Source organism: Paraburkholderia sp. BR10141, from assembly GCF_056155635.1.
Genome location: NZ_JBMIQH010000022.1, coordinates 106,967 through 130,255, shown reverse-complemented (window position 1 = coordinate 130,255; position 23,289 = coordinate 106,967). Strand labels below are relative to the sequence as shown.

Below are 23,289 nucleotides of genomic sequence, written 5' to 3'. Positions count from 1 at the left end.
GGAAGCCGACGCCACAAATAGGCAAAGTGCTCTTCCTACTTTCCGAGCTGGGTATCATTTCGCGCGCCCAGGCACCCGTTACCATTTCATCGAAGACTTCAGAGCGCACTCGCCGCAAACGCAGGAACCCTTCTCCTAGATAAACCGTTGTATTGATTGCGAGCGAATGGTGGTTGGGGAGGAACGCAATGACATCTGGTAGTTCGCCTCTTACGCGCAATGACTCACTCAAGGAATGCGTTTCTTCTGTCATCCTCATTCCATCGGGCGCAAAAGTGCTTCATCGACGGATTTAGTCGCTACCCTATACAGCAGTCTTTCGACAGTCCGCTGCTTGATGAGGGACATGCACGCAGCGCTCACCCATGAGGCCAAGATCGACCGCACAACGAGAGGCAAATGAACTTGGGATGCCGCACATGGACATTCGATGCTCACTTTCCTTTGCTCCTCAAGCGGCGTGGAAGTAGCACTTCTGCGTCTATTAGAATCTTCTCAACCGAGCTCTCTGGCATTGAAAGACGGCTGGCAATCTTTGAGATTTTCATGCCGCGCCTGCCCAGCCTCCTCACTTCATTTTTGTATAGATCTCCCCATCTAGTAACAGATATTGTAGGCCCCGCATTCGGTACAGCACGATATATCACTCTCATGCCACAACTGCATCGCCCTCGGCAACTCCCTCTCAGCCAACGCCAGTTATCGATGAAGTGGCCGCTGCCGTGTTCGGCCAATGTGCTCGGACACACGCAGGATGGGATAGCCCGACTACGTGCCCAATACGAACGCGGCCGAACGGACTCAGGTGATACGCCTCCATACAGATCTCCGAAATCCAGATTGGCAATCAATTCCGCATCGGATTCGATCAGCAAAACCAAAGCAGCAGCCGCCACGAAACGCAGCGCAAAAACTCCCCCAACTCCATCGCGAGGCCTAAAATAGCGCATACTCAAATCTAAAGAATGGGAATCAACATAAGATCGCCCAAAAGCATTCTCAACGACCCTCATCAAACATTGATCTCGACGTATCCCACCAAGATATGCGGATTTTGATCTTATATATTCCTCAAAATGTTTGAAGAATATTTTTGGATCAATCGCTACTTTCCCATTCAACAGATCACAGGAAATTTTAGCCACCTGCAGGAGTGCCCCACGCTGCCTCTCAGAGATTATCAACTGGATCGGTTTCCCGAGATTCAGACTTGGAGACACGAATCCGAGACCGGGATTCGCATATTCCCATTCCCAAAGTAGTTCTCCATGCCATACGCAAACCACTACTCCTGCCAGCTGATGGGAGCGCCGCCAATGCATGGGTTCGCCAGCAAGTCTGTCAGCTTCCAAACAAGACCGGCAATAACGATGTCTATAACGCTGGACTTCAAGAAGTCTCACATGCCCGCGCGGCCCACGGTATACCGGCCCCAGATTTCCCGTAACACAATCGAGCATGTCCTTCGCTCGATCTTCGGGAACAAAGGCTGCGAAATAGCGGAACATCGTCATGCGCTCGGCGATTTCTTCCGCGGACATTCCCCAGCAAACCTGGGTTTCGGACGCAACCCTGTCCGTATGAGAACCAAGGTTTGCCGCCTGCATATATCGCTTTCCGAACAGCCTCTTCAGGACACAAATCGAATTCGTACCCGGCACGCGCTCAAGATACCGTGCTACAACGCCAAACAATGGTTCGTCACTGCACGGCTCGTCCAAATATGTGGCCATCGCGAATTCCCCACGAAAAGCACTCAGCCTGCTCCGTCCAAGCACAAGCGACTAGCCCTCTGAATCGTATGCCCTATCGCTCTCCGCGAACTCGTCGTTCGTTCCCGAAGGTTTTCGCCTTGCAAGGAATCACTGAAGCAGGAAGCACCTCGACGAGTCTACCCAGCGAATGAAATAAATGCGCGCGACTTGCGTATGCCCCGTCTGCACAGCCACAACTGATAACGTGTTCGATCCACCGCACAAGCCCTCTCGCTCGCTCTGTTCTTCGGCTCCAGCACCGGATCTCCAGTCGACTATCTGCTAGCTGATTGATCGCCGGAACCGTCAGTCCCAACGTTTGCGCTAGCGTTCGCACTGAGTGCGATCTTTCCAGCAGGAGCTTCGCGGCCAGTGCTACGTCCGGCCCTTCCTGCGTGAGCTCAATGCTGACGCCCTGCTCCCCACGAACTAAGACAAATGAAAGTCCACATATACAGAGATAATGAGGTCCCTGATCGCGATTTGCCCATTCAGTTACACGATGCCTACCATCATGGTGATCCTGACTTCCCGGACAATCTGGCGCGTCCGAGCGTGATAAGCGGACAACGACGTCAGTTAATATATAACCAACCAACAATGCACAAAGAGGGCCACATACACGGACGTCAGGCAAAGTTATCGCCCGCAGCAGTTCTAACGATACATCGCTTGTTGACGTGAGCGCATCAAAATATCCGGCACCGAGCCGCGCAATCAAGTCTCTTGCCATTCTCCCTGCATCCACCTTGCGTCCAACGACATATCCGCATCTTTGAGTTACATTCATGCGCGAGCGTTGCAACGCAAACTGGGACCATGAAGACTCACCTCGCAGCAACTTGCCAGCAAGGATCGCCACATCCGCCCACGCTTCCGACTCTCGCACAGATCCAACAACAACAGGAAAACCCATCCCACGCATAGCGGCGTCATCGAGGAGAGACCGCGCATACGACGAACGCTGACCGAAGAGAACATGCCGATGCTCAGTACACACAACAACCCCAGGCAGTTGGTGTGCGCGCCTCCAGTAACGAGGATAGCCATTCTTGTCGTCTTCCCTCCAGCAGGCTTCACAATATCGAATCCCGGGCTTCCCGGGCTCCACAAATCCGGACCATGACGTACAGCGTTGTCTTCTCCCTACCGCTTCCATACGCCCATAACCCGGGAAGATCGCCGAATAAAATGGAAATAAAGTCAGCCTTCCTCGTATCTCCCCCGCATTCATTCCCCATGCCCGAAATGTCTGGTCAGCAAGCTGCTCGAAATTATCACTTCTCGCACGTTCTTCCCCGAATAAAATCTTGAGGAATTGAGAAGTATTCTTGATACCGGAACTCTCGACATATCTCGCGATAACACTAAAAAGAATCTCGTCTGGCAAAGGCGCATCCAGATAGACTGTCATTCCGCCATCCTCCCTGACCCGCAAAGGAAATTCTTCAACGATTAACCCGGTTGCTCAGCTAACACCTCGCTACGTTCCAGGGCTACTTTCAAGCGCCATACGCAAGATATGCTCCACAGTAAGAGAAGCATCGGCCAGCAGTTTCTCCCTCACAAACTTTTCTGCCGCCGTCTCTGGCCACTTAAGATTCAGCAAGACTTGGACGCAACTGGAGAACAACTCCGCCGCTTCATCCCTGCATGGATCCAGTTTCATGTTCCTTCTCTTTCTTTCCAACGCTATCTTCTTGCGAATCGCAATCATCTGCTCCTCAGCGACATCCCGATAGCCGTCCAGGGCGACGACGTCCCTATTGCGCAGTGCCTCAAGAAGCCCCTTGACGAGAGAGAACGGTTTTCTCACCGCGCTTTTTATGAGCGCGGGAGTTACCTTCTTTTTATTTGCTCGCTCGCCCATATACTGCGTGTGCTCCCACGCAAGCTTCATGAATGCTGGCGAGCTCGCACCGACGTCGATGAGCGTCGCGATGATTTCGTCCAGGTTGTCGGGTTTCTCTGGCATGAAGTCGATGGCGACAATGTTGCTCGCCAGACGCTTTGCATCTGCAGGCTCCGGAAAATGTTCCAGTGGAATATATGTCCGACTCACCACGCGCCTCAGATTGCGTATCGTTTCTTTTATCACCTCGCCAGCGTCAGGTGTACCAACCAGCACGAACAGGCACTGACCGTCGTTAAGCAGGGTCGTGATAAAGCCCACCAGATCAGCCCTCTCCGCAGATCGAACGGCGAACTGTATTTCGTCGATAATCAGCATGCCAACGTGATGCTTCTTAATTTTATCGACAATAAACTTGATCAAATCTCCGGAGTTTGCTCGACTACCCGCTTCCTGTACGTAATGTGTACCAAGATTTTCATCGAACCAATACAAAATCCCCTTGAGCAAGGTAAGTACCGACCCGTTCGGCGGGCAGGACACCATCATCCAGACGACCTGAGTGAATCGTGCCTTGAGGCCGCGGAACTCTGTATGTTCGATAATCATCGGAAACATGCAGAGCACCATCTTCATCATAGTTGTCTTCCCGGCGCCGGATATGCCCAGCACGGAAATGCAGTCAGCATGGGACGGATCCGGAGTATAGATCGCTCGTGGCCTGCCTCGCTGAGTTTCCCTGTAGTTGCGTTGAGCCATACTTCTCAGCGCGCGAACTGGCACGAGCCCTCTATAACGGTGGCGGAGTGAAATATGCATCCAGTCCAAAAGCTGGAAATGAGAATCTGTGAGCGTGAGTACTCGCGAAATCCGCTCGATTCCAAGCAATCGCAATTGACTCGAAAGTTTTCTGGCGTCGTCAGAATGCGGTACGGCAAAGCTGATTCTCATGGCCTTCGAGAATCGGTCTCGCGTTTCAAATCGAGGAAGCGCTAATATTAATGGATTGTCTGAATTCTCATTCAATTCCAATGCGTCGTCATGGTATACCGCCTCTACTGATGGACACATTCGCTGCAGAATTGCATCATTCTTTACATCAACTGGAACCTTCCTGTACCGCTCTTCCTTTCCGAATTCCAACTTGGAATAATCAGATTTAGTTGATGTGGAGGCCATGTTCAATCATTCCCAATGGGCGACATAAATTTTCCAAACATCTGATCACTCGCCGTCAATAACCTTCCTGCTATTCTCATAGGCTGCGCGAAGAATCTCGTCCTGCTCTTCAATATCTGAGCCGGGAACGTTGTTGCGCATCACCGGATCGCGTCCGCCTTTCCCCGTATCACCCTTCTCGACCTTGAATTTTCCGAAGCCGGCAACATCTGACCTCCCGCTCATCTGTCTATTGTTGACAGCCGATCTGCGTAACGCTGTCGGATGTGCGAGTCCGGCTGCTTTCAACGCTGCCTTCTGCTCAGCGTCCGCTGCCCGACTTTCGTCGGTATTGTTGAGAAGATCCATCACTCGCTGCGACTCAAGCGCGACATGTTTCTCCCGATCTATTCGCCGATGCTGATCGTTAAAGATTTCCCATTCCATCAACGTCCATCCCGACGGCTTTTTCACGTTGGTGTCGGCCAGCTGTCCATATTCCAGGCCATGCTCACCTGGCAAGAGAATCTGCGCTGGATCATTCGGGTTGAACCGGATCGGCACCTCCCTCCTTGCGCTCCTCGCCCCGCAATGTATGAGATTAGACTCAACGAATGGCGAGGTGTAGTACATACCGCGCCATTCAAGTCCAGATCGAGTCGGTTTAGCCATTTCTGTCGGCCAGGTGGCACAGCGAATTTCATCAATCGAGTGCCTTCTCAACGATCCAGTCACGTTGTCGATCCCCCAGTTCCATAGGTTCAGCGGTGTATTAGCGAGTCCTTCAGCTACCAGCTCTGGCATGGCGCTGCGTCGCCCGATTGGCGTCTGGTTGTACCTTAAGATCGCGCGAATCAGTCTCTTCACAAACTCCGTAATCGTCAGTCTTGCGTCCCACGGATATTTTGGAGCTCCCCGTGTTGCGCTGTCAGCCTCAACAACACCGAAACTTGCCCTTTGAAACATAGCTGGGATGATCCCGAATCGTCTTTCCATAAAGGCACGAAGTGTAGGGTCCCACGCCTTGGCATTACTGATGGCTACAGATAGCGCCTGGTTAACCTCCATCCATGCAGCGCATTTCATAAAATCACCACCTCGGTCCGCTACAAAATCTGACGAAGGTAGATACTCACACGGCCAGATATCTCGAGCGATTTGTATTCCGTATCTCGCACATAGCTCAACTTTCGGTGTGGCAATATTCTCAAGCATCAAGGCGACGCTATCGAACGACGGTGGGTCGAAGCTAACATGAAACCCCACGATCATTCGACTCCAAAGATCCATCGCGAGATAGACAGTCGGACGTCCAACCACTACAGTCCTGTCATAGGCAAGCACGAGGTAAATGTCGGCGATCGTCGCGTCGATCATGTACTGCATGCCTGGCCCAAGCGAGTGTTGCAAGCCATGGCCGCGTATTGGTCGATGTTGAGCGGAGTATTTTTTTGGCCCTACGCTCCGAATGTTTCTCACTTCAATCGGAACACGTGTTTTGTAGTAGTAAGTCAGTTGGCGATGACTTACGATGCCAAAGGGCGCCAGCTCAAGTTCAATCACCTGACCATTGGTATCACGTACCATCCGAACACATCGGCAGACCCAATTCAGGTGATCGACCAGGTCTTGCCACACTGACCGCCTTCTCTTTCCAGCCTGTTTGTCAGACGGTCTTGGCCATCGCTTCTTCCGAGATTTCGCTGTCTTCTTTTTTCGTCGTCGCTTCGTAGAGGGAAAAATCGCTTCACTATTGAAACGTCGAATCTCGGCCATCAACTCATCACTGACGTCGACCTCCCACGGACCGAACTTGCTGGTGATATAAATATCTATGTATTGTTCAAACAGGCGCTCAAGAGCCTCTGTTCTGACTGCATGCTGACCAGAGCGGGATGGTTTTCTCCCGGGTCTGTTCTCATATTTTCTCGCTGCAATCGTCGGCGCGGCGTTCTCCCCTTCCTCGTACCTAGGCGGCTGATGCCGCCTCCCACAACGCCATAGCTCGGCTGCCACCGCGTTTTTGTTCATCCCTCGCTGCATATATAGACGGTGCAACCTTCGAATTCGCTGCAGACTCACACCAGCGTCATCTGCAAGGTCCTGAAGAATATTCTTCCGGTCTGCTCCACTTGAAAGAGTCCGATAAAATTTCGTTCTGTCATTCACCAATGGTTCGATACGCTTCCAATTTTCAATGCTTTTATCTTCGTTGGCTGGTGTATCCCAATGGATTTTTCGAAGTATTCCGTAGGGATCATCCACCGGCTTGACGTAGGCTAAACGCCCTTCCCCCCCGTACTCGGGCATACGGCGCGCAAAAAACTGGCGAAGATAGAGAAACTGAATATCGAGGTGGGTTCCAAATATGTTGCATAGAACGACCACCGTCTCATCCCAATCAGACGCCTTTCCCCGCTCGACGTACACGACTCTAAATATCTTCCTGCTCGACTCATCCCTGAATAGTTCTCTTACAGCTGGCATTTCTTGTACTTTCCTAGCCATATTTCGCATTCCAAATAAATTCACATGGTTTCCTCCATCATTCGCGCATCTCACCTTCCTTCTTTCGACAGAACATCTCTTTCCATTTACTCAGGGTGTCAGGTGTTTTCTCTGTCGCCCTGCTGGAGCGCATCTCGTTGTCGGGCCTGCTGCTTTCAACGCAGATACGTGAACCACTGCGCGGCTGCGCGAGCAGAACGGGAACGTCGAGCGAACATTCGATCATGCGCAGCGCGATCAAGCGTCTCATGGCCGCCACACAGTCGGCACGCGGTATGCCACGTGCGTATGCTGCTTCACGACAGACATCCAAGAGTGTTGCGTCCTTGCGCACCTTGAAGCGCCTGAGAACTGCGTCCTGCGCTTCCCGCTCATCGTTCGTCAACCCGCGAACCAGAACTCTTTCTCTTACATTGAATAAATCCCAGAAGTGCTTCGCCCGGTGACTATTGAGTCCATCGGAATATACGATCCGATACGATACGCCTGCCTGCCGCCAGAACTCCGCCTTGATCTGGCGGCTTGCCGAAAGAACATCGCGTTGCCCAGAACGCGATGATGAGATATCAATCGCAGTCCATCCAAACTGATTATTCGTCTGCTTGCAGACAAGCAGGGTAGTAATTAGCAGGGCTGGACTTCCGTCCCGTAACGCAGGATGCCTTACACCTAACGACTTCGCGATTTGCAGGGTCTTCTCAACCTCCAGGTGGGGACAGTACTCCTTGATCTCACATGTCTCCGAATCCCACTCCTCTTCAAGAAACACAGCCAGAACTACGTCCGATGGCAGCACGATTTGACGCCGACCACACCGCGTGCAGGCAAATCGATGCAGGCGCCCTCCCCGGGCCATCTCCCTAAGGGCGCGGCCAGGTACATAGTCACGTCCGTCTCCGCGTCCCCGGTGCTCCTTTTGGAACAGCTGGCGTTGTCGTTCCGATTCTGTTCGCAAGCCCGACTTCATCACACCTCCCGGGTAGCAGTGGTTGGCTGCAGCACAATCATAAGCATTACGAAATAAATGAGTGACGCCCAGAGATTGGCTGGGTCGCCCCGTCGACTTGGGTTGACCGAACAAGTGCAACTGTGTGCCAGAATTCCGGACGGCCTTGGGGGCTCGATCAGCATCGCAGGTGCGAACGCAGTCGCCTCGCGGCGATGCGCTACCGCATCCCCCGCTAGCGCCGTAAAATGCATTGTTGAATCTTCAACAGTTTCCGATTACTTGCTGCTTTAAGCAGATTACTATCGGCACGAAAATGTCACATATGGCGACATATTGTTGTAATTAGAGTTAACCCTTTCTTTGTATAGATATATCACTGCATTCAGAGAGATAGTATGCAATCCAAGCACAAGGTGCAAGGTGCGATGAGCGGGGCTGCAGCAATCGCGACGTTTGACGATACGGAGACGGCGAGGCAAGCGCTCAAGACGATTTTGATGCACCGCAACATTACGTACGCCCAATTGGCCAATTTGATGGTCGCGCAGGGCATCCAAGAAACTGAGACGTCGATTGCTCAGAAGGTTCGTCGCGGCACATTTCAACTCGCATTCATGTATCAATGCATGCGCGCGATCGGCGTCTCTGAGGTAACCCTTACGGTGCCGACTCGGCACACGCCCGGCATTGCGAAGGCCTGAGACTTCCCGGCAACGGCGCCGGAGGATAGGAGCCGAATGTCGATCCGTGCGTTAGCCCCGGCGACTAGCCGGATAGCGGCGGGCAGGCGCGTACAGATATCTATCCCGACACGCGGGACGGCGATTGTCCAATGCGTGCCGTTTTGTAAGAACCGACACACACCCTCGCTTTTCCGGACCCGCGCTAGCGGCATACAGCCATGTGAGCCGCCGACCCCGCCCGCCGAAACCGCGCTCCCGGGTGACGAATTGCAGCGAGACGGCAAGATCCCCCACACACGGGGGAAAGCCTTTTCGCAGATTTCGCACTGTCGTGCGCACGTACCGCGTGTCGCAGCGCGACTGCAGCCGACAGTGGCGAACGGCTGACTGCGCAGCAACGTCATCCTCGCCCGGCCACCAGGGCCGGGGGTTGCGGCGCATCGATTGCGTAGTCGTCCAGCCACCTGTCCGTGCTGGCCGCGATAACGCCGCTTATCACGGCCATGCTGCACACCCCGCGCACCGACCCTGACCGGTAAACCGCGGCGACGCAGGACGCGTACGACCGGTGGCCACGCCCCTCGGCTCTCCAGTCGCGGCGCCCGTTGTGCCGGACTGAACCGGCGGCGATCCCGGGGGTGCGGTAAGATACGGCGTCTGCGTGACTGGCGAAAACGGATGGAGCACCATCGGGGAGCGTAGACGTAGCGCCGCCGTTCGCCTGGGCATCTGATCGTCCGTTCTGGAGACCTCCCATGATCAATGCCTGCATCGCCGTTTTATGCCTGCCTTCTCCGCCGTGTGAACCACGCTCACCGGCTTTCCCGACCTTCGGATGCGTTGCCCTGCATGCGCCTGTTTCCGGACAGGCGGTGACTGGATTTCCGCAGCGGGAGGTCGCATGACGACCTTGCTTGACGGCAGGAAACTGGCCGCGCTCCACGAATGCGAACTGTCGGATCGCGTCGCTGCGCTCAAGAGGAGGAACGGCGGCCAGCCACCGGTACTGGCAACGATCCTCGTGGGCGATGACCCTTCGTCGGCGACCTATGTGCGCATGAAGGGCAATGCATGCCGCCGGGTCGGCATGGCCTCGCGAGCGATCACGCTGCCCTCCTCCGCGACAACCGACGACGTCCTCTCAGAAATCGACCAGCTGAACACTGATCCGGAGGTGCACGGCATCCTGCTCCAGCATCCGGTGCCGGGTCATGTCGACGAACGCGCCTGCTTCGACCGGATCGCTGTTGCGAAAGACGTCGATGGCGTGACCAGCCACGGCTTCGGGTTGATGGCGCTCGGCGAGCCCGCTTTCGGGTCTGCCACGCCAGCCGGAATCATGCGTCTGCTTTCACACTACCGGATTGATGTGTCAGGCAGGCGCGCCGTTATCGTGGGGCGCAGCCCGATCCTCGGAAAGCCGATGGCCCTGATGTTGTCCAATGCCAACGCGACGGTGACGTTGTGCCACTCGAAGACCGTCAGTCTTGAAGCGGAGGTTCGGCGCGCAGAACTCATCGTTGGCGCGGTAGGAAAGCCCGGATTCATTCGGGGAGAGTGGCTCAGTGACGGGGCTATCGTCATCGATGCGGGATACCACGTCGGCGGCATGGGGGACATTGACGCCGGCGGCCTGCTTGGTCGATGTGCTGCGGTGACTCCCGTTCCGGGGGGCGTCGGCCCGATGACGATCTCAACGCTCATCTCACAGACGGTAACCGCAGCCGAGCACGCGGCAGGAAGCGCCTGAAGGTCCGCTCGGGGAAGCTCGGGCAACCGCCTGGGGGTCGGCTACGGCTCATTGCATCGGGCAGTTGTCGGGCCAGCAACGGCCCGTAACCGTTGAAAACTTGTCGCCCCAAAGCAGCCACTCGCGAACGAGGGATTTCTTACAACTTCAGGGCTCAGCTTCAGCCGTCGCGCGGCGAATCGAGCGCGCCGAGCAACTCGTACGCCTTTCCCCGAACCGTATCGTATGGATGGATAGAACGTTGAGGGACGGTACACTTCTGAGTGTTCATCTTCGGGGATAGCACATGCCGTTCTTTGGTCAGTTCTTTGGCGTTTTACATAGCCCGCACGGAATGGTGCCGCCGCAGGAAGCACACTTTGTGTTGAACGTCGATAGAAACCGGCCGGATCGTGGGCTGATGCTTGTGGGACGCCCGATGAACGGGGGCACCCCGTTTGGCATGGTCGTGAAATTCGAGTCTATCGATCCCGAGTTCGTCGCCCAAGCTGAGGCCATGTACCATCGCAACGACATAGGAATCCCGTTTCTTGTGTCATTCCCAATACAAGACTATCAGCCGTTAAGTTTTGGCTTATGCGGACGCTTTGACGAAGAAACCCGTACTTTTATTGGCGAGTGGTGGGCCAGCAATGGTGTTAAAGGGCGAGCCGGATTCGGGCGAGTCCTAACGCCTCATGGGCTCGGCGACGTGCCCTCATGTCACACATGGAGCGATTACAAGACTTGGGCTGCGACTATCCGGGAGAGCGACAAGCGCGCCGCCGCATTTCGAGGCCACGCCGACCGTCGCTGGCAGCTTGAAACGTCGTATCACCGAACGGGCAGAAGTGATCTTTGGTACTACAACGCTCGCACGGTCACAGAACTTCATCAGCATTTAGAGGCTTTCGGTCTTGTACTACAGCGCGGCGACCCCAGTGATTTTGCTCGGCTAATTGCGATTGCGCAGCATCACGGGTTCCCTACGCCGCTTCTCGATTGGACGCAGTCACCATACATCGCCGCTTATTTCGCCTTTTCGGATGCGCTTGAGCGTCGACAAACATCAGACGCCACGCACGTTCGTGTCTATGCGCTAACTGAGAACTTCGCCACAAAGTACGCGCCTCCCATTATAGGATTGACAGAACTCGAACCGGGCATTGCGTTTTTGAAGGTGTCGGCGCGCGACAACCCACGTTTACTCGCACAGCAGGGACTATTTACGTTATCAACAGTCAAAGATATTGAACACTATTTGACCGCCCGTGTAGTGACACCGAATAACGACCTACTGCTAGCGGTTGATATCCCAATCTCGGAAGCCGAGAAAGCACTCAGCGACCTCTCTTACATGGGCATAACCGCCGCTACCCTATTTCCGGGAATTGACGGGGTTTGCCGCAAACTCAGGCATGAGATGCTTATAGGACGAATCTAGGCGAAGCCGCAACCGTCGAGTTCAAGATATGCGTAGATGTAGATCGCATGACGACGGCGTAGCGGCCGCCCTCGGTACGCAAGCCCGCTCCGCTATTGTGCGGAGGGGCATGGTGGAATGATTGGAGCATTACTGCCGTGTTTCAGCAGGCTACCCCAAACCGGACTGTCGCCAGTGACTGCTAGGGGTCGATTTCGGGCGGTCACATCGGTCAGTAGTGATCTTATCCACGTTCCATGACACATTTCGCAGAGCTAGTATGTTCCTTTTAGGGTGTCCAAAGCGCGCCAACCCCGCAAGGTCGCGGCGTTGGATTAGCGTTTCGCGATGATGGCCCGCACAGCCGCGATTGCTGCATGTAGTCAGTCGAATGGCGGTTACGTATTGCATACGGCCGTTGCCGGCGAAACGCGCTAACGGCTGGTGGGTCTCATTGGCGGATTTGACGGCCCGAGTGCCTGATAGTGGCCATGCAGCCGACAATCCCCGGGAACGTCCGCGACGCTGTGTGCGCTACCGCACAGATCTCACGAGTGTGAAACTGTGCGCAACGTAATTGGCCTATAACTTCACGAGGAACGCGAGATTCTAAACGGCCATGACGCCAGTACGGGGATCTATTTGCCGCCAGGAGTTTGGCATGCACTTGTCGCTTTACCCTGCGAACCCCAAAGTGGCAGCGACTTGGTTAAAGCGCGCCGGCCTTTCCGGTACGGCGGTCGTCGGCGGTGGGGTAATAGCAGCAATTCTCAAATACTCACAGAAGGTCCTCCCAGCGGGCTCCGTCGATACGACGTATTTTTACATTGCAATGACGCTGGCGGTCGTCACTGCGCTTCCACTACTCCTTCAGCCGATTGTCCTGTCCGTCGGTATCGCACAACTCGGAATGGCAGCGTCATATGTGTACGTGGTTTACGCATTTCGACCGCTTTTCCCGCTTCCATTGCTCCGGATGGTGCTGATCGCCGTTGTCGCCATCTTGTTGATCGCTTTTACTTTCATCTTTGCCGCAGGCGCTTCCTTTACTTTTCGACACGGTACCAGGGTGGATCGCGCAACGGTTTGTGCCTTGGCGGCAGTCTTTTACTTCATTGCGCTCGCGCCGTTCACGTCGTTGCTGAGGTGAGCTATGGCTAGCTTTTTCGACGCTTGTCCGAACTGTGGCGCTTCAACCATTGCCCGCGAGCAGCGGGATGGCGCGTGGGTGGAAAGCTGCACGACCTGCATGTTCATCTCGCGCTATGTGATCTTTTCGTGCAAGCACTGCAACCCAGACGTTTTCCAGATTTGTCCGCGAAAGGCCTGCTCCGGAATGGTACGGAGTACCCCCTGTATTCCGGATTGAAAGGGGGCTAACAGCCTGATGAGTCCAGCAGTAGGCGCGCCTGTCGTCGAGGTCGGCGCCGTGTAACCGCGCTTTCGAACTGCGCACGAAAGAAAGCCCCCGTATTTCTCGTGCACTTGTCTTGTTTCAGTAATCAGCCCCTGCGTTGCTCGGCGGCCGCTGCCAGCGCCGACTTAGGGGGCGACAACGCAACGCCTCAGTGCGAAGGTTCGGTCATCGCCCAGCCCGGTCACTCAGAGCCCATCACGTTCTATAGGTATTTGTGGATCCTCGTGGTCTCAAAAAAAGTCAAAATAAACCCATTGATACTATCGATATTTATTTGAGGATTAAATCCGCCAGAAACGAGTCGCTGATTCTGGACATCCAGCTGCTTAAAGTATTTCGTTATGGCTTTGCGCATCCGTTCGCGCTCCTGCTGTATTATTGCCTGCTGCGCCGGGTCTGTCTTGAATGCTGGATGACGCTCCCAAGGTATAAATGCGCGCGACCAGCGACTGTATAGCGTCACTGGATCCGTGACCGCCTGATTTCTAGGGACTCTGAGTACATCAGCAGCCTCCTTGCGCAGTCTCTCCATCAAGTCCGGCGGCGCATCGAGTGGCAAGTCGTAAAACAAAAGGTGATCTGATAGGGTAAATCTCGAGGCGTTTTGTGGTCTGCCTGCTTTCACGTGCACGTCAGCGGTGGTCAGCGCTCCAAGATATGCGACCAACCGGTTCACAAACAACTTAAAGCGACCCCAGTCCTTCGTCCAGCCTTCTCGTATCTCGAACCCGAGTCTATTATTTCCATAGAGATCTCGAAGGCCCACGAAGTTATATTTTTGAGGTCCACCCATTTGTCCCGGGGTGAGCTCCTTGTCAAGCCGCACATTAAAATCAAGCATGCCTGCGACGTCATTCGGCTTATTGGGGGAGTTGCCAACCAATCGATTGGTGAAATTCTCATTTCGATTGGCAGCATCCTTCATCGCAGCGTAGTCGTTCATTAGCGTGAACAGGGACGCAATATATCCGTTCCACCCAAGTACAGCTTCGCGTGAGCCGGCCGGCTTATCAAACACCACGTGAATGTGAAAACCAACCACCTGAGCACGTTGATCAATGTCAGCCAGCAGATTGCGAGCCACATCAAGTTGTGTCGAAAAAAGCTGGTCTACCGTGATGTTTCCGGTGGGGGTCGCATTGACTTCCCACGTTCGCGGGTCCGCCTCCTCTTTCAGGTTTTGTTGAATATAGGCAGGCGCATCCACGCGCCGAACGAAGTTGCTCCATCGGAGTGGATCAGTTCCCCATCCAGGACTCGCTGTTAGTGAGGCAACTATCCGAGACTGCTCTTCGAACGTGAGCGCGCGCCACTGATCGCGCCTTAGCTGGATCGTGTTGAGAACGCTATCACCTGGCTCATACCACTTCAGGACATTGGTCCTGGTTCCTTCGAGTTCCCAGCCAAAAGTGATGGGGGCACCCCATTGCGTGTTTGGCATATCAACTCCGCTTTTTCGTCCGCACATGATGTCGCATGTGCCAATGACCAAAGGAACTGAACTTCGCTCACCATTCAGATGCGGCCGGTCTGACAAGATGTCGTCCGTCAGGGAGCACTACGCATCATGACAAACTTGGCTTCCCGCCGAAAGTGCGGTGCAGGTGGCGTATGCGGGATGCATCGAGAACCACTTGCGGTAAAGCGCTGGAGCGAGAAGGTGGAAGATAGTAACGGCCAGAAAGGGCGGCCAGCTGCCGTTCTGATTTGATCAGGCCCGATGCAATGAGGGCCCGTTATGTGGTGTGCTGTCGTGCGCGGGTCGAGGAACCCGCGCCACTTTCCCTGCTTAGTTTGCGACTTCCTCCTGGGCAGGGCGGTAACCCAGCCGTGCGGAGATGCCGACCGCATAGTGCATAACCGTGTCGCCCAGAGAGTGGACCTTTTTCTTGGTGACGCGACGCGTCGGGCCGCTCACGCTGATCGACGCGAAAACACGTCCGGAAAGTTTGCGGATCGGTGCGCCCACGCAACGCGTACCGGGCGACCGTTCCTCGTCGTCACCCGCATTGTCTGAATGGCCGAAATACAGATCGATCGCTGTATCTAGCTGCCGAGCGGCGGCTACCGTCTTGCCAATAGGCTTCATAGGTCGGTTTTATTTTCACGGAGCGGTACTACATGACGCCATCCTTGAGCATTTGCTTGCGAACGCGCTCGACGCATAAGCGTGCAGCTTCCTCGGGTGTATTGACGACCCACCCTGACAATTCCCATCCGCCCTTGTAATCGTAGTCTGCCGTATAGAGCCGTCGACCGCTCTTGTCGCGCACGACAACCAGAAGCGTGCTGTTTTGCCATGTGAACACACCGCCACTGCTCAAGGTGTTTGCTGTACCTGTGACCGAGGCAGAACCGTAGTATGTGTTTCCGGTATACCAGCCTGAGCTGTACGACTGGCCGGTCGAGGTCGTGGTCGAAGATCCGACAAAGGCGCTATCGCCATCGCTCGAGAACGTCACCTCGATGACACCCCTGCCAGGCTCTCGCTCAGCAATATCAAGAGATTTGCTGAACTGTTGGACTGCAAACTCGTAGACAACAGATGACAGAGTCGCCGACGGCGTTCGAACCTGGATCACGTAAGGCCCGAAATCACGAAGCCGCACTCCGTCACTGTTCGCTACGGTCGACTGCATCGACGAGCAAGCGGTGAGTGGGGCCAGCACAAAAAACGCCAGCGCGAATGTAACCCGTCTTTTCATCCTGTTGTTCTCGTTATCCTTGCTTGGTTGTTTCCTTGCCCTTGGATCGCCGGTGCAATGCAGAATCGGCATTTGGGCATCACTTGATTCATCGGCATCGATTTCGGGATTTTAACGGCTAGCGCGCGTATTGGCAGCCTTGCCACCCCTACCGACGTCCGGCACCAATAAAGGTTGTCGGTGTCTCTTCGATGGATTTTTGACAAAGAATGGCCAGATATATGCAAAACTCTTCTTTTCCGAACATCAGCTCGCAAATGTTGGCCTAGTCGCCACGCTCCTTCATGAGAGTGAGCCAAATGAGTCACCCGAACGTCTTATCGATTTCCATAGCAGTCTTCTGCAAGTTGTGGCTCGAACGACCGCAGTCGGCGCACCGTCGACATCGGATATAAGTTGAGTCTTGGCTGTAGCGCTGCGCGTCGGTTCCGTAGTGATGCCGGTTGCGCGTAATGAATTGATTGCAGGTCTTCGTACTGGCCCCGGCTGAGCGCGCTGTGAGCCCGCTAATCCGTTGATGGTTTTGTGGCTAATGCACATCATCCGTGAATGCACATAAATGTCGCGCCGGAGCGACAGCATACGATTATTTTGTCATTCGCCTGCGTTCGTCGATGAGCCGCACAACCCGACTATGTACATCGTCAAAGAAGGCGTCGAACATAGTGACGTCAGCGAGGCGATATTCGCTATGCGCCGATTCTATGGCCTTCAATGCTTCGTCAAGCCGGGTGGTTCCGCTCTCGCGCTCACCCAAGCTTAAGAGCGCACTTCCGAGGCTGCTTTGTGTCATCGCCCAATCCAGCGGGACGCGCTCACGCGAGATTTCTGCAAGCGCCGCGCTGTACGCCGCCACTGCTTCTTCCAGCCGCGCCGTGCCGCTCTCGCGCTCACCCAACCGCAGAAGCACATTGCCGAGGTTACTTTGCGTCCTCGCCCATTCCAGCGGGACACGCTCGCGTGTGGTTTCGGCAAGCGCCATTCGGTGCGCCACCACCGCATCTTCCAACCGCGCCGTGCCGGTCTCACGCTCCCCCAGCTTCCAGAGCGCGTTGCCAAGGTTGCTTTGCGTCATCGCCCACGCCAACGGGACGCGTTCGCGCGTGTGTTCAACCAGCGCGGCGCGGAGCACGTCCACCGCTTCTTCCAGCCGGGCTGTGCCACTCTCGCGCTCACCCAACTTCACAAGTGCACTTCCGAGGTTGTTCTGCGTCATCGCCCAATCCAGTGGGACGCGCTCGGGCGTTCGTTCGGCCAACGCCGCTCGGTACACCGTCACCGCTTCTTCCAGCCGGGCTGTGCCGCGCTCGCGCTCGCCCAGCCTCAGTAGCGCATTGCCGAGGTTGCTTTGCGTCATCGCCCATTCCAGCGGAACACGCTCGCGCGTTCGTTCGGTTAGCGCCGCTCGGTGCGCCGCCACCGATTCTTCCAGCCGCGCCGTGCCGCTCTCGCGCTCACCCAGCCTCCAGAGCGCGTTACCGAGGTTGCTTTGCGTCATTGCCCACGCCAAAGGGACGCGTTCGCGCGTGTATTCGGCCAGAGCAGCGCGGAGCACGTCCACCGCTTCTTCCAGTCGGGCTGTGCCGCTCTCGCGCTCACCCAGCCTCCAGAGCGTATGCCCGAGGCTGTTTTGCGTCATCGCCCAATCCAGCGGGACACGCTCGCGGGTGAGTTCGGTCAGCGCCGCGGAGTATGCCACGACCGCTTGTTCCAAGCGGACAGTGCCGCTTTCGCGCTCCCCCAGCCTCATGAGTGCATTGCCGAGATTGCTTTGCGTCGTCGCCCAGCCCAGAGGGACGCGTTCGCGCGTCATTTCGGCCAGCGCCGCGCGGTACGCTGCCACCGCTTCTTCGAGTCGCGCTGTGCCGCTCTCGCGCTCACCCAGCCGACAAAGCGCGTTGCCAAGATTGTTCTGCGCCTTCGCCCAATCCAGCGGGACGTGCTGGCGCGGACGGAGGCCCAACGCTTGGCGATATACACCGATCGCCTGCGACAGCGTTCCGTTATCGCCTTTCTCGCCCCCATGGCGAGACAGTGCTTCAGCGTATCGATCGAGATAGCTCGCTCGCAACCCGTCCTCGCCTTTTGGTAGCTGGTCTGCGGCAGCCTTAAAGTGTTGCGCCGCGTGCAGGTAGTCCAGGCGCGTCATACTCAGCTCGCCGCGCTCCATGCGGGTGCGTGCCGCATTGAGACGTCGCCTGTTGACTGCAGCCTGAGCCTCCTCGACCAGCGCTTCAGCACGCTGGATCGCGTGCAGATCCATTGCTTCCGCGTCTCCGAGCAGTTGGTCCGCCCTGCCATAGGCGGTCTCCGAATCGGCCCGGTCAATCACGCTGCGGGCTTCGTCTACGAGCGACTTGATGACTGGATCCCCAGGATCCAGGCTGTCAAGCCGTTTAAGCATCTCCCGGTGCCGCAGAGCGATCTCAGCGAGCGTAACCGCGAGTTTTTCGGGGGAAACCTCATTTACATCAAGGATACGGAAGAACCCGACAACGGCCTCCGTGCTGACGTTCAGTTGATCACCCAGATCCCTGAGCGCCTTCTCGCGCTCTGCATCCCTTCGCTGCTCGATTACCATCAAACCGAGCTGCTGCAGGGCCTCCGGCGTCCACCCAATGACGACGTTCGCTGTTCCACCGGCGGCGGCCTGAGCAATACCGTAACCGGTTGCCTCCTGCACGGATTGAGGTTCAGCCATCTTTCTTGTTCGCGTCCGTGCGCTTCCATCCAGTCACGTTGACGGTGGCAGTACCACCGTCACTGGCCTGCGCGATATTGCTACCTTCGGCTATCTGGACATGATGCATGCCGCCCGGCTGGCTCTTGATCTTCTCGAGGAGTTCGGCCGCGGCACCAAGTATCTCTGCGTCCGTGGGCGCCCCAGCCGCATTCAGTTCCTCCGACACCACTTGCTGGCGTCCAGCGGAATCAGGTTTGCTCTCCAGCTCGTCGACAGCCACCACGACGTCGCTGTCAGTTCCGAATTTCTCCTTCAGTAACGCCTTGAGGCCGTCGTAGCAGTCCGTAATGACTTTCTTTGCCACCTCATGGAATGCGTCGCTGGCATTAGCGGACAGGGCTGCAACGATAGCTGTCGTCACTGGGTCCATTGCGCGCTCCTAATGGACGGGACAAGTACAAAAATCCGGTTGGCGGGACTTGCCGCGATAACGCAGGCATATCGCTATTAATATAGAACGCGCGAGCACAAGATCTTCCTAAATCAAGGGGGCATTGATAGCAGGTGACAGGCAACTCGCAGCTTTTCACATAACACCTGCGGGCGTCGAAGGCCGTGAGCACAGCCGACTGTGGATTGGCGGCCTCCATTTGAGTCCAGGGGGCAAGAGTGGGCCCAAGCGGCCGCTCTGGAGCGAGGCACGGACATCCGCAGAAACTTGCCGAAGGGCCGGAACGGGTCGATAGTACCCATTCGACCGCAGTGACAACTGCCATTCGTGGTCGAGCGAGTGTGGATGGCCGACGAATGACCTGAGGCTGCTACCGGCAATCCTCACTGCCTGGCTCATTCATGCCCAGCTCTGCCTGAAAATTTCGTGGAGGCCGCCCCATCAGCCCGCCCCGCACTTCCACGGGCAGTAAGTATCGTGCGACGTGTCCTCTCGCCTCAGCGATGGCCACCGAAAGTCGAACCAGTCATGCGCATGAGCGCAGCCGTGATCGGGAATGCCCGAACCGGCGAGCTTCCGGTCGAAGAAGGTTCGGGTCGGCTCGGGAATCTCATCCAGACGCACGTAGCGAAGGCCTGCGTCGTTCGTATGAACCGTCACCTGCGGTTTCGCCGGCCGAGTTGGCAATGCTTCGGTATCCTGGTTCAGCGCGGCGGAAATACCGCGGGCCACGAGGTCCCACACGCTGCCCGCCCATCTGGGATAACTGCGCATGACGGCGCACTCGCCTACCTCACCGAGCACTGCATCTTCCAGGGTCACCCGGTAATCCGCGAGCGGCACGTCGCTCATCCGCGCGATATCCGCCGTCGCGAGGACGCGCTTTTCACTTTCCCGTCCCCCGGGAAACAACTCAATGGTGATTCGAAGCATCCGCCTCTCCTTTTTGGTGACCGTCTCATCATGCCCGGCGCTATCCATGCGCCGGGCCGACAACGTGATCCTTTGCTGCCGCGACGACTGCCCGGGAGTCCAGGGTCAGGGCCTCGCGAGGACGCCTGCCATGCAGCATGCCGCAGGTCGACTCAAACCACGCTGCAATCCGGAACGGGCTGTAGCCTGCAAAAACGCCCAGAATCTGTGCGACTTCGGGAATCGGGTTGCCGGTTTCGTCGAACAGGTAGGCGGGGTAAAGGGGCTGACCGGCAAGCTCGACGGCAAAAATCCTGGATTCCTGTTTCCACAGGTTCGCCACGGCCAGCGGATCGGCCGCTTCCGGCTCGTGTCGCTTGCCGACAGCTTGCGCCGTCAGCCATTGAGTTCCGTTGACGATCGCTGCGACGGCCTCCGCCGACGGAGCGATCGTATTCTTGCCGGTCCGATCGATGCCGCGTTGTGCTTTCAATCCGAATCCCTCGCCAGCTGCAGGTGCCCAGCCAGCATCCGACCTTCGAGGACGCGGCTGATGGCCTCACTTTCAGTAGCGGGACGCCGTCATCAGGCCGCCCCCGTGTCAGTACCGTGTACTTTGGCAAGCCAGTCCCGGATCCGTTGTTGTGCCTGCGCGTCGCCGATGCCGCGTCGGGAGTCGAGCAGGACGAGATGTGACTCCAGCGCGAGAAAGTCGGTACTCAGATCGCGTTCGCCGTAAACGGAATCATCGATCGCCAGCCAGTTCTTCAGGCGATGTTTGAACACGTACGTGCGAATGATATAGGTCCGCGCGATGCCAATCTTCCAGTCGCCGAAACGCGCCCTGTAGCCCTGCGTTGTGCCGACGACCCGATTCGCAAGTTGCGCCGGCAGGTATGAAACCACCTGTTCAACGGACAGTTTGCTGAGCCAGGAGGTAGTAAGTACGATTTTGACCTCGGGCCAGGGTTCGAGCAGGCTGACCAGCAGCGGCGCAAATTCGAATAGCGGGCTTCCTGTATCGAGGGATATCTCGCCGTTTTCGTCAAGCAATGCGTGGCCGCGATGCAGCGCTCCATCGTAGTCTACGAAGAGTGTTGGCACTGGCTCGTCCAGAACGGGCATTTGCGGCTTTGACTCGTTGCTCAAGCGTCGACCCCAGGCATCATGGATTCGGTTCTCAAATGGTCGCAGGGGCGTGCACGGCTTCGCGGGGCAAAAGATGGCGAAGCCGGGTATCCTCCTGACCGGCAAGGACCCGGTATCTATGCGACGCCATTGGTCAGTTATCCTACGAGTGGTCTGGGCATCGGGTTTGCACCCAGCCGTGCTCACCGTCTGTCCGGGTATGCCGCATATTTCGCACAGCCGGCCGCTCAGCGAAGTGTTCACCAGTTTCACCGGGTTGTTGTGCGCGGGCCGCCCCCCATGCTGGGATCGGCACCGGCGATCCCGCTGGACAATAGCTCGCCAGCGAAGGCCGCGGCACGCTCCATGGACAGCGACGGCCCCAGCACGCCACGCAATCGTTCATCGGCGGCAGCGGTCGCTGACGAAAAGCCACCCGCCTTCTTGATGACATCCAGCACCGGAATCTCGAACACGAACTGTGCCGATCGTGTAATCAGGCCCGCAACCGTCTTGCGCACCTGTGTGGCAGCCATTCCGTACGAAACGGCCACGTCGACCAGTGGCCAGGGATTCGCGCCAATTCCATAGCGGTGGGCGAGCAGGTCCACATTCCGGCTCGCTGTTTTGTCCAGTGGTTGTTCCGGCCTGAGCAGGTTCCGGCCGCGGGTGGCCAGGCATTGCGCGACGCGATGGATTGCGTCTTCGAGCGTCTCTGCCTCGATGACCACGCGCCACCGGCCATCGTGCACACCTGGATGCGGCGCCGGAAGCGCCAGCAGTTGCTCGGGTGCAAGCAGGAGTGCACGCGCCCAGGCGCGAAGCCGATCTGCGGTGAGCGTCTTCGGGAACGCTCCCCCTTCCCACTGCAGGAGCGTTGAACGGGAGACACCGCAGGCTCGCGTCACTTCAGCGACCGAAAGGCCGAGTTCCTCGCGCAGCCTCCGTGCATGCGGGCCAAGTTCGTGGCATCGGGCGCGGGGCATCCGCGTCGGCAGGGCATCACGGCCGCCCTCGCAGGCCTGCGCATTTGCCGTGTCAGACATTGGCTCCGGCAACGGCAGCACTTCCTGACCGAGCAGCCATCCTTGTGGTACCTGCAGGGCCGCTTCCAGCGCTCGCACCATAGCTTCCGCAACAGAGCCTGGCAGCCTTCCCCTTTCCCAGTGCACATAGGTCGATTCGGCCACGCCCACCTCGCGTGCAAGTTCGCGCTGCGTCAGCCCTGCCGCTTCCCGCCGGTCACGCAGGCGCAGCGCAATCTGTGGTGCATCGGGTCGTGGAATCCACTCACGCTCCCTGGTCATTCCGGTCTCCCGCCTGGCTACCTGCAGTGTTCATGTAACGAATGCATCCATCCGGCTGCAAAAAACGTGGCTCTCCCGCGGCGGCATCACATCCGCCGCATTCAGCCGGCAAAGGCGTACGCATTGGCCCGCGCGTCATGCAGCGCATGGTGCTCACCACCATGGCAGACGAAGTACGCGGTACGCGGCACGCCGCTCCCGGTCGCGACGGCCCGCGATATTCCCAATTCGCCAGCCTCACGGCAGCGGGCCGCCCAGCAGGAACCGGAACAGGTTCAGATCGGTCTCGTAGTCGTAACAGAGCACCGGCGCGGCGTCGCCCGGCACGCTCACCATCCACGCACGCAGCGCCTCGCGCAGCCGTTCAAACGGCATCGCGTGTCCCTCGAACTGGCCAAGCTGCGGCAGCACCACTGCGCGGACAAATTCGCTGCACCACGCCGGATCGAAGCCGGTACGTTCGCCGTAAAACTCGTTGCCGCTCTCGCCAACAATGGCAAGACTGATCAGCTGGTACTGCCGGAAGTCGGTGAATTCCGTGTCGACGAAATAGCGGTTGCCCGGACCACCCTGCAGTTCGGCTGGCAGTGGCCAGAGCAACGCGCCGTGGAAGCCTGTATCTGTCATGTT

Annotated in this window: 19 protein-coding genes and 1 riboswitch; of the genes, 4 read left to right on the top strand and 15 right to left on the bottom strand. The window is 56.9% G+C overall.

Features of this window, described 5'->3' with window-relative positions; all coding sequences use genetic code 11:
• Positions 1-434: 434 nt before the first annotated feature.
• From ACOJB8_RS27250 to ACOJB8_RS27230, 5 genes are all read right to left on the bottom strand, one after another.
• Complete coding sequence (locus ACOJB8_RS27250; RefSeq protein WP_475015425.1) at positions 435-1,733, bottom strand: TniQ family protein; 1,299 nt, start codon at positions 1,731-1,733, stop codon at positions 435-437.
• Positions 1,734-1,806: 73 nt separating this feature from the next.
• Entirely contained in the window at positions 1,807-3,168 is a 1,362-nt protein-coding gene (locus tag ACOJB8_RS27245; RefSeq protein WP_475015423.1) for a TniQ family protein, read from the bottom strand.
• A gap of 69 nt (positions 3,169-3,237) precedes the next feature.
• Positions 3,238-4,785 (bottom strand): ATP-binding protein, encoded by a 1,548-nt coding sequence (locus ACOJB8_RS27240; RefSeq protein ID WP_475015421.1) that lies wholly within the window; start codon positions 4,783-4,785, stop codon positions 3,238-3,240.
• A 45-nt stretch (positions 4,786-4,830) separates the two neighbouring features.
• Positions 4,831-7,272, bottom strand: a complete 2,442-nt coding sequence (locus ACOJB8_RS27235) for a hypothetical protein (RefSeq protein ID WP_475015419.1) — start codon at positions 7,270-7,272, stop codon at positions 4,831-4,833.
• Between the two features lie 37 nt (positions 7,273-7,309).
• Positions 7,310-8,068, bottom strand: a complete 759-nt coding sequence (locus ACOJB8_RS27230) for a PDDEXK family nuclease (protein ID WP_475015417.1) — start codon at positions 8,066-8,068, stop codon at positions 7,310-7,312.
• Between the two features lie 548 nt (positions 8,069-8,616).
• Here ACOJB8_RS27230 and ACOJB8_RS27225 point away from each other — a divergent pair.
• The 4 genes from ACOJB8_RS27225 (at position 8,617) to ACOJB8_RS27210 (ending at position 13,206) form a co-directional block, all read left to right on the top strand.
• The gene (locus ACOJB8_RS27225) at positions 8,617-8,922 is read left to right on the top strand and encodes a DUF6471 domain-containing protein (protein ID WP_475015415.1); all 306 of its coding nucleotides are present in this window, start codon (positions 8,617-8,619) and stop codon (positions 8,920-8,922) included.
• A 633-nt stretch (positions 8,923-9,555) separates the two neighbouring features.
• A riboswitch (ZMP/ZTP riboswitch) is annotated at positions 9,556-9,638 on the top strand.
• A gap of 167 nt (positions 9,639-9,805) precedes the next feature.
• Positions 9,806-10,654: a tetrahydrofolate dehydrogenase/cyclohydrolase catalytic domain-containing protein gene (locus tag ACOJB8_RS27220; RefSeq protein ID WP_475015412.1), complete on the top strand. Its 849-nt coding sequence runs from the start codon at positions 9,806-9,808 to the stop codon at positions 10,652-10,654.
• Between the two features lie 286 nt (positions 10,655-10,940).
• A complete protein-coding gene (locus ACOJB8_RS27215; RefSeq protein WP_475015410.1) occupies positions 10,941-12,077 on the top strand; it encodes an FRG domain-containing protein in 1,137 nt (378 codons plus the stop codon).
• Between the two features lie 640 nt (positions 12,078-12,717).
• A complete protein-coding gene (locus tag ACOJB8_RS27210; protein ID WP_475015408.1) occupies positions 12,718-13,206 on the top strand; it encodes a hypothetical protein in 489 nt (162 codons plus the stop codon).
• Positions 13,207-13,675: 469 nt separating this feature from the next.
• On the opposite strand, the gene ACOJB8_RS27205 is transcribed toward ACOJB8_RS27210, so the two are convergent.
• The 10 genes from ACOJB8_RS27205 to ACOJB8_RS27160 form a co-directional block, all read right to left on the bottom strand.
• Entirely contained in the window at positions 13,676-14,914 is a 1,239-nt protein-coding gene (locus ACOJB8_RS27205) for a hypothetical protein (protein WP_475015406.1), read from the bottom strand.
• A gap of 348 nt (positions 14,915-15,262) precedes the next feature.
• Complete coding sequence (locus ACOJB8_RS27200; protein WP_475015403.1) at positions 15,263-15,562, bottom strand: IclR family transcriptional regulator domain-containing protein; 300 nt, start codon at positions 15,560-15,562, stop codon at positions 15,263-15,265.
• Positions 15,563-15,590: 28 nt separating this feature from the next.
• Positions 15,591-16,250, bottom strand: coding sequence for a hypothetical protein (locus ACOJB8_RS27195; protein WP_475015401.1), 660 nt, complete (start codon positions 16,248-16,250; stop codon positions 15,591-15,593).
• Between the two features lie 514 nt (positions 16,251-16,764).
• On the bottom strand, positions 16,765-18,879 hold the full coding sequence (locus ACOJB8_RS27190; RefSeq protein WP_475015399.1) for a tetratricopeptide repeat protein: 2,115 nt from the start codon (positions 18,877-18,879) through the stop codon (positions 16,765-16,767).
• A complete protein-coding gene (locus ACOJB8_RS27185; protein WP_475015397.1) occupies positions 18,872-19,291 on the bottom strand; it encodes a hypothetical protein in 420 nt (139 codons plus the stop codon). The genes ACOJB8_RS27190 and ACOJB8_RS27185 overlap by 8 nt, the downstream gene beginning before the upstream one ends.
• A 462-nt stretch (positions 19,292-19,753) precedes the next feature.
• Positions 19,754-20,245, bottom strand: a complete 492-nt coding sequence (locus ACOJB8_RS27180) for a hypothetical protein (RefSeq protein ID WP_475015395.1) — start codon at positions 20,243-20,245, stop codon at positions 19,754-19,756.
• 40 nt (positions 20,246-20,285) lie between these two features.
• Complete coding sequence (locus ACOJB8_RS27175) at positions 20,286-20,717, bottom strand: hypothetical protein (protein WP_475015393.1); 432 nt, start codon at positions 20,715-20,717, stop codon at positions 20,286-20,288.
• A gap of 92 nt (positions 20,718-20,809) precedes the next feature.
• On the bottom strand, positions 20,810-21,373 hold the full coding sequence (locus tag ACOJB8_RS27170; protein WP_475015391.1) for an HAD domain-containing protein: 564 nt from the start codon (positions 21,371-21,373) through the stop codon (positions 20,810-20,812).
• Positions 21,374-21,621: 248 nt separating this feature from the next.
• Positions 21,622-22,659: a helix-turn-helix domain-containing protein gene (locus tag ACOJB8_RS27165; protein ID WP_475015389.1), complete on the bottom strand. Its 1,038-nt coding sequence runs from the start codon at positions 22,657-22,659 to the stop codon at positions 21,622-21,624.
• Between the two features lie 237 nt (positions 22,660-22,896).
• Entirely contained in the window at positions 22,897-23,286 is a 390-nt protein-coding gene (locus ACOJB8_RS27160; protein ID WP_475015387.1) for a 3'-5' exonuclease family protein, read from the bottom strand.
• Between the last annotated feature and the right edge of the window lie 3 nt (positions 23,287-23,289).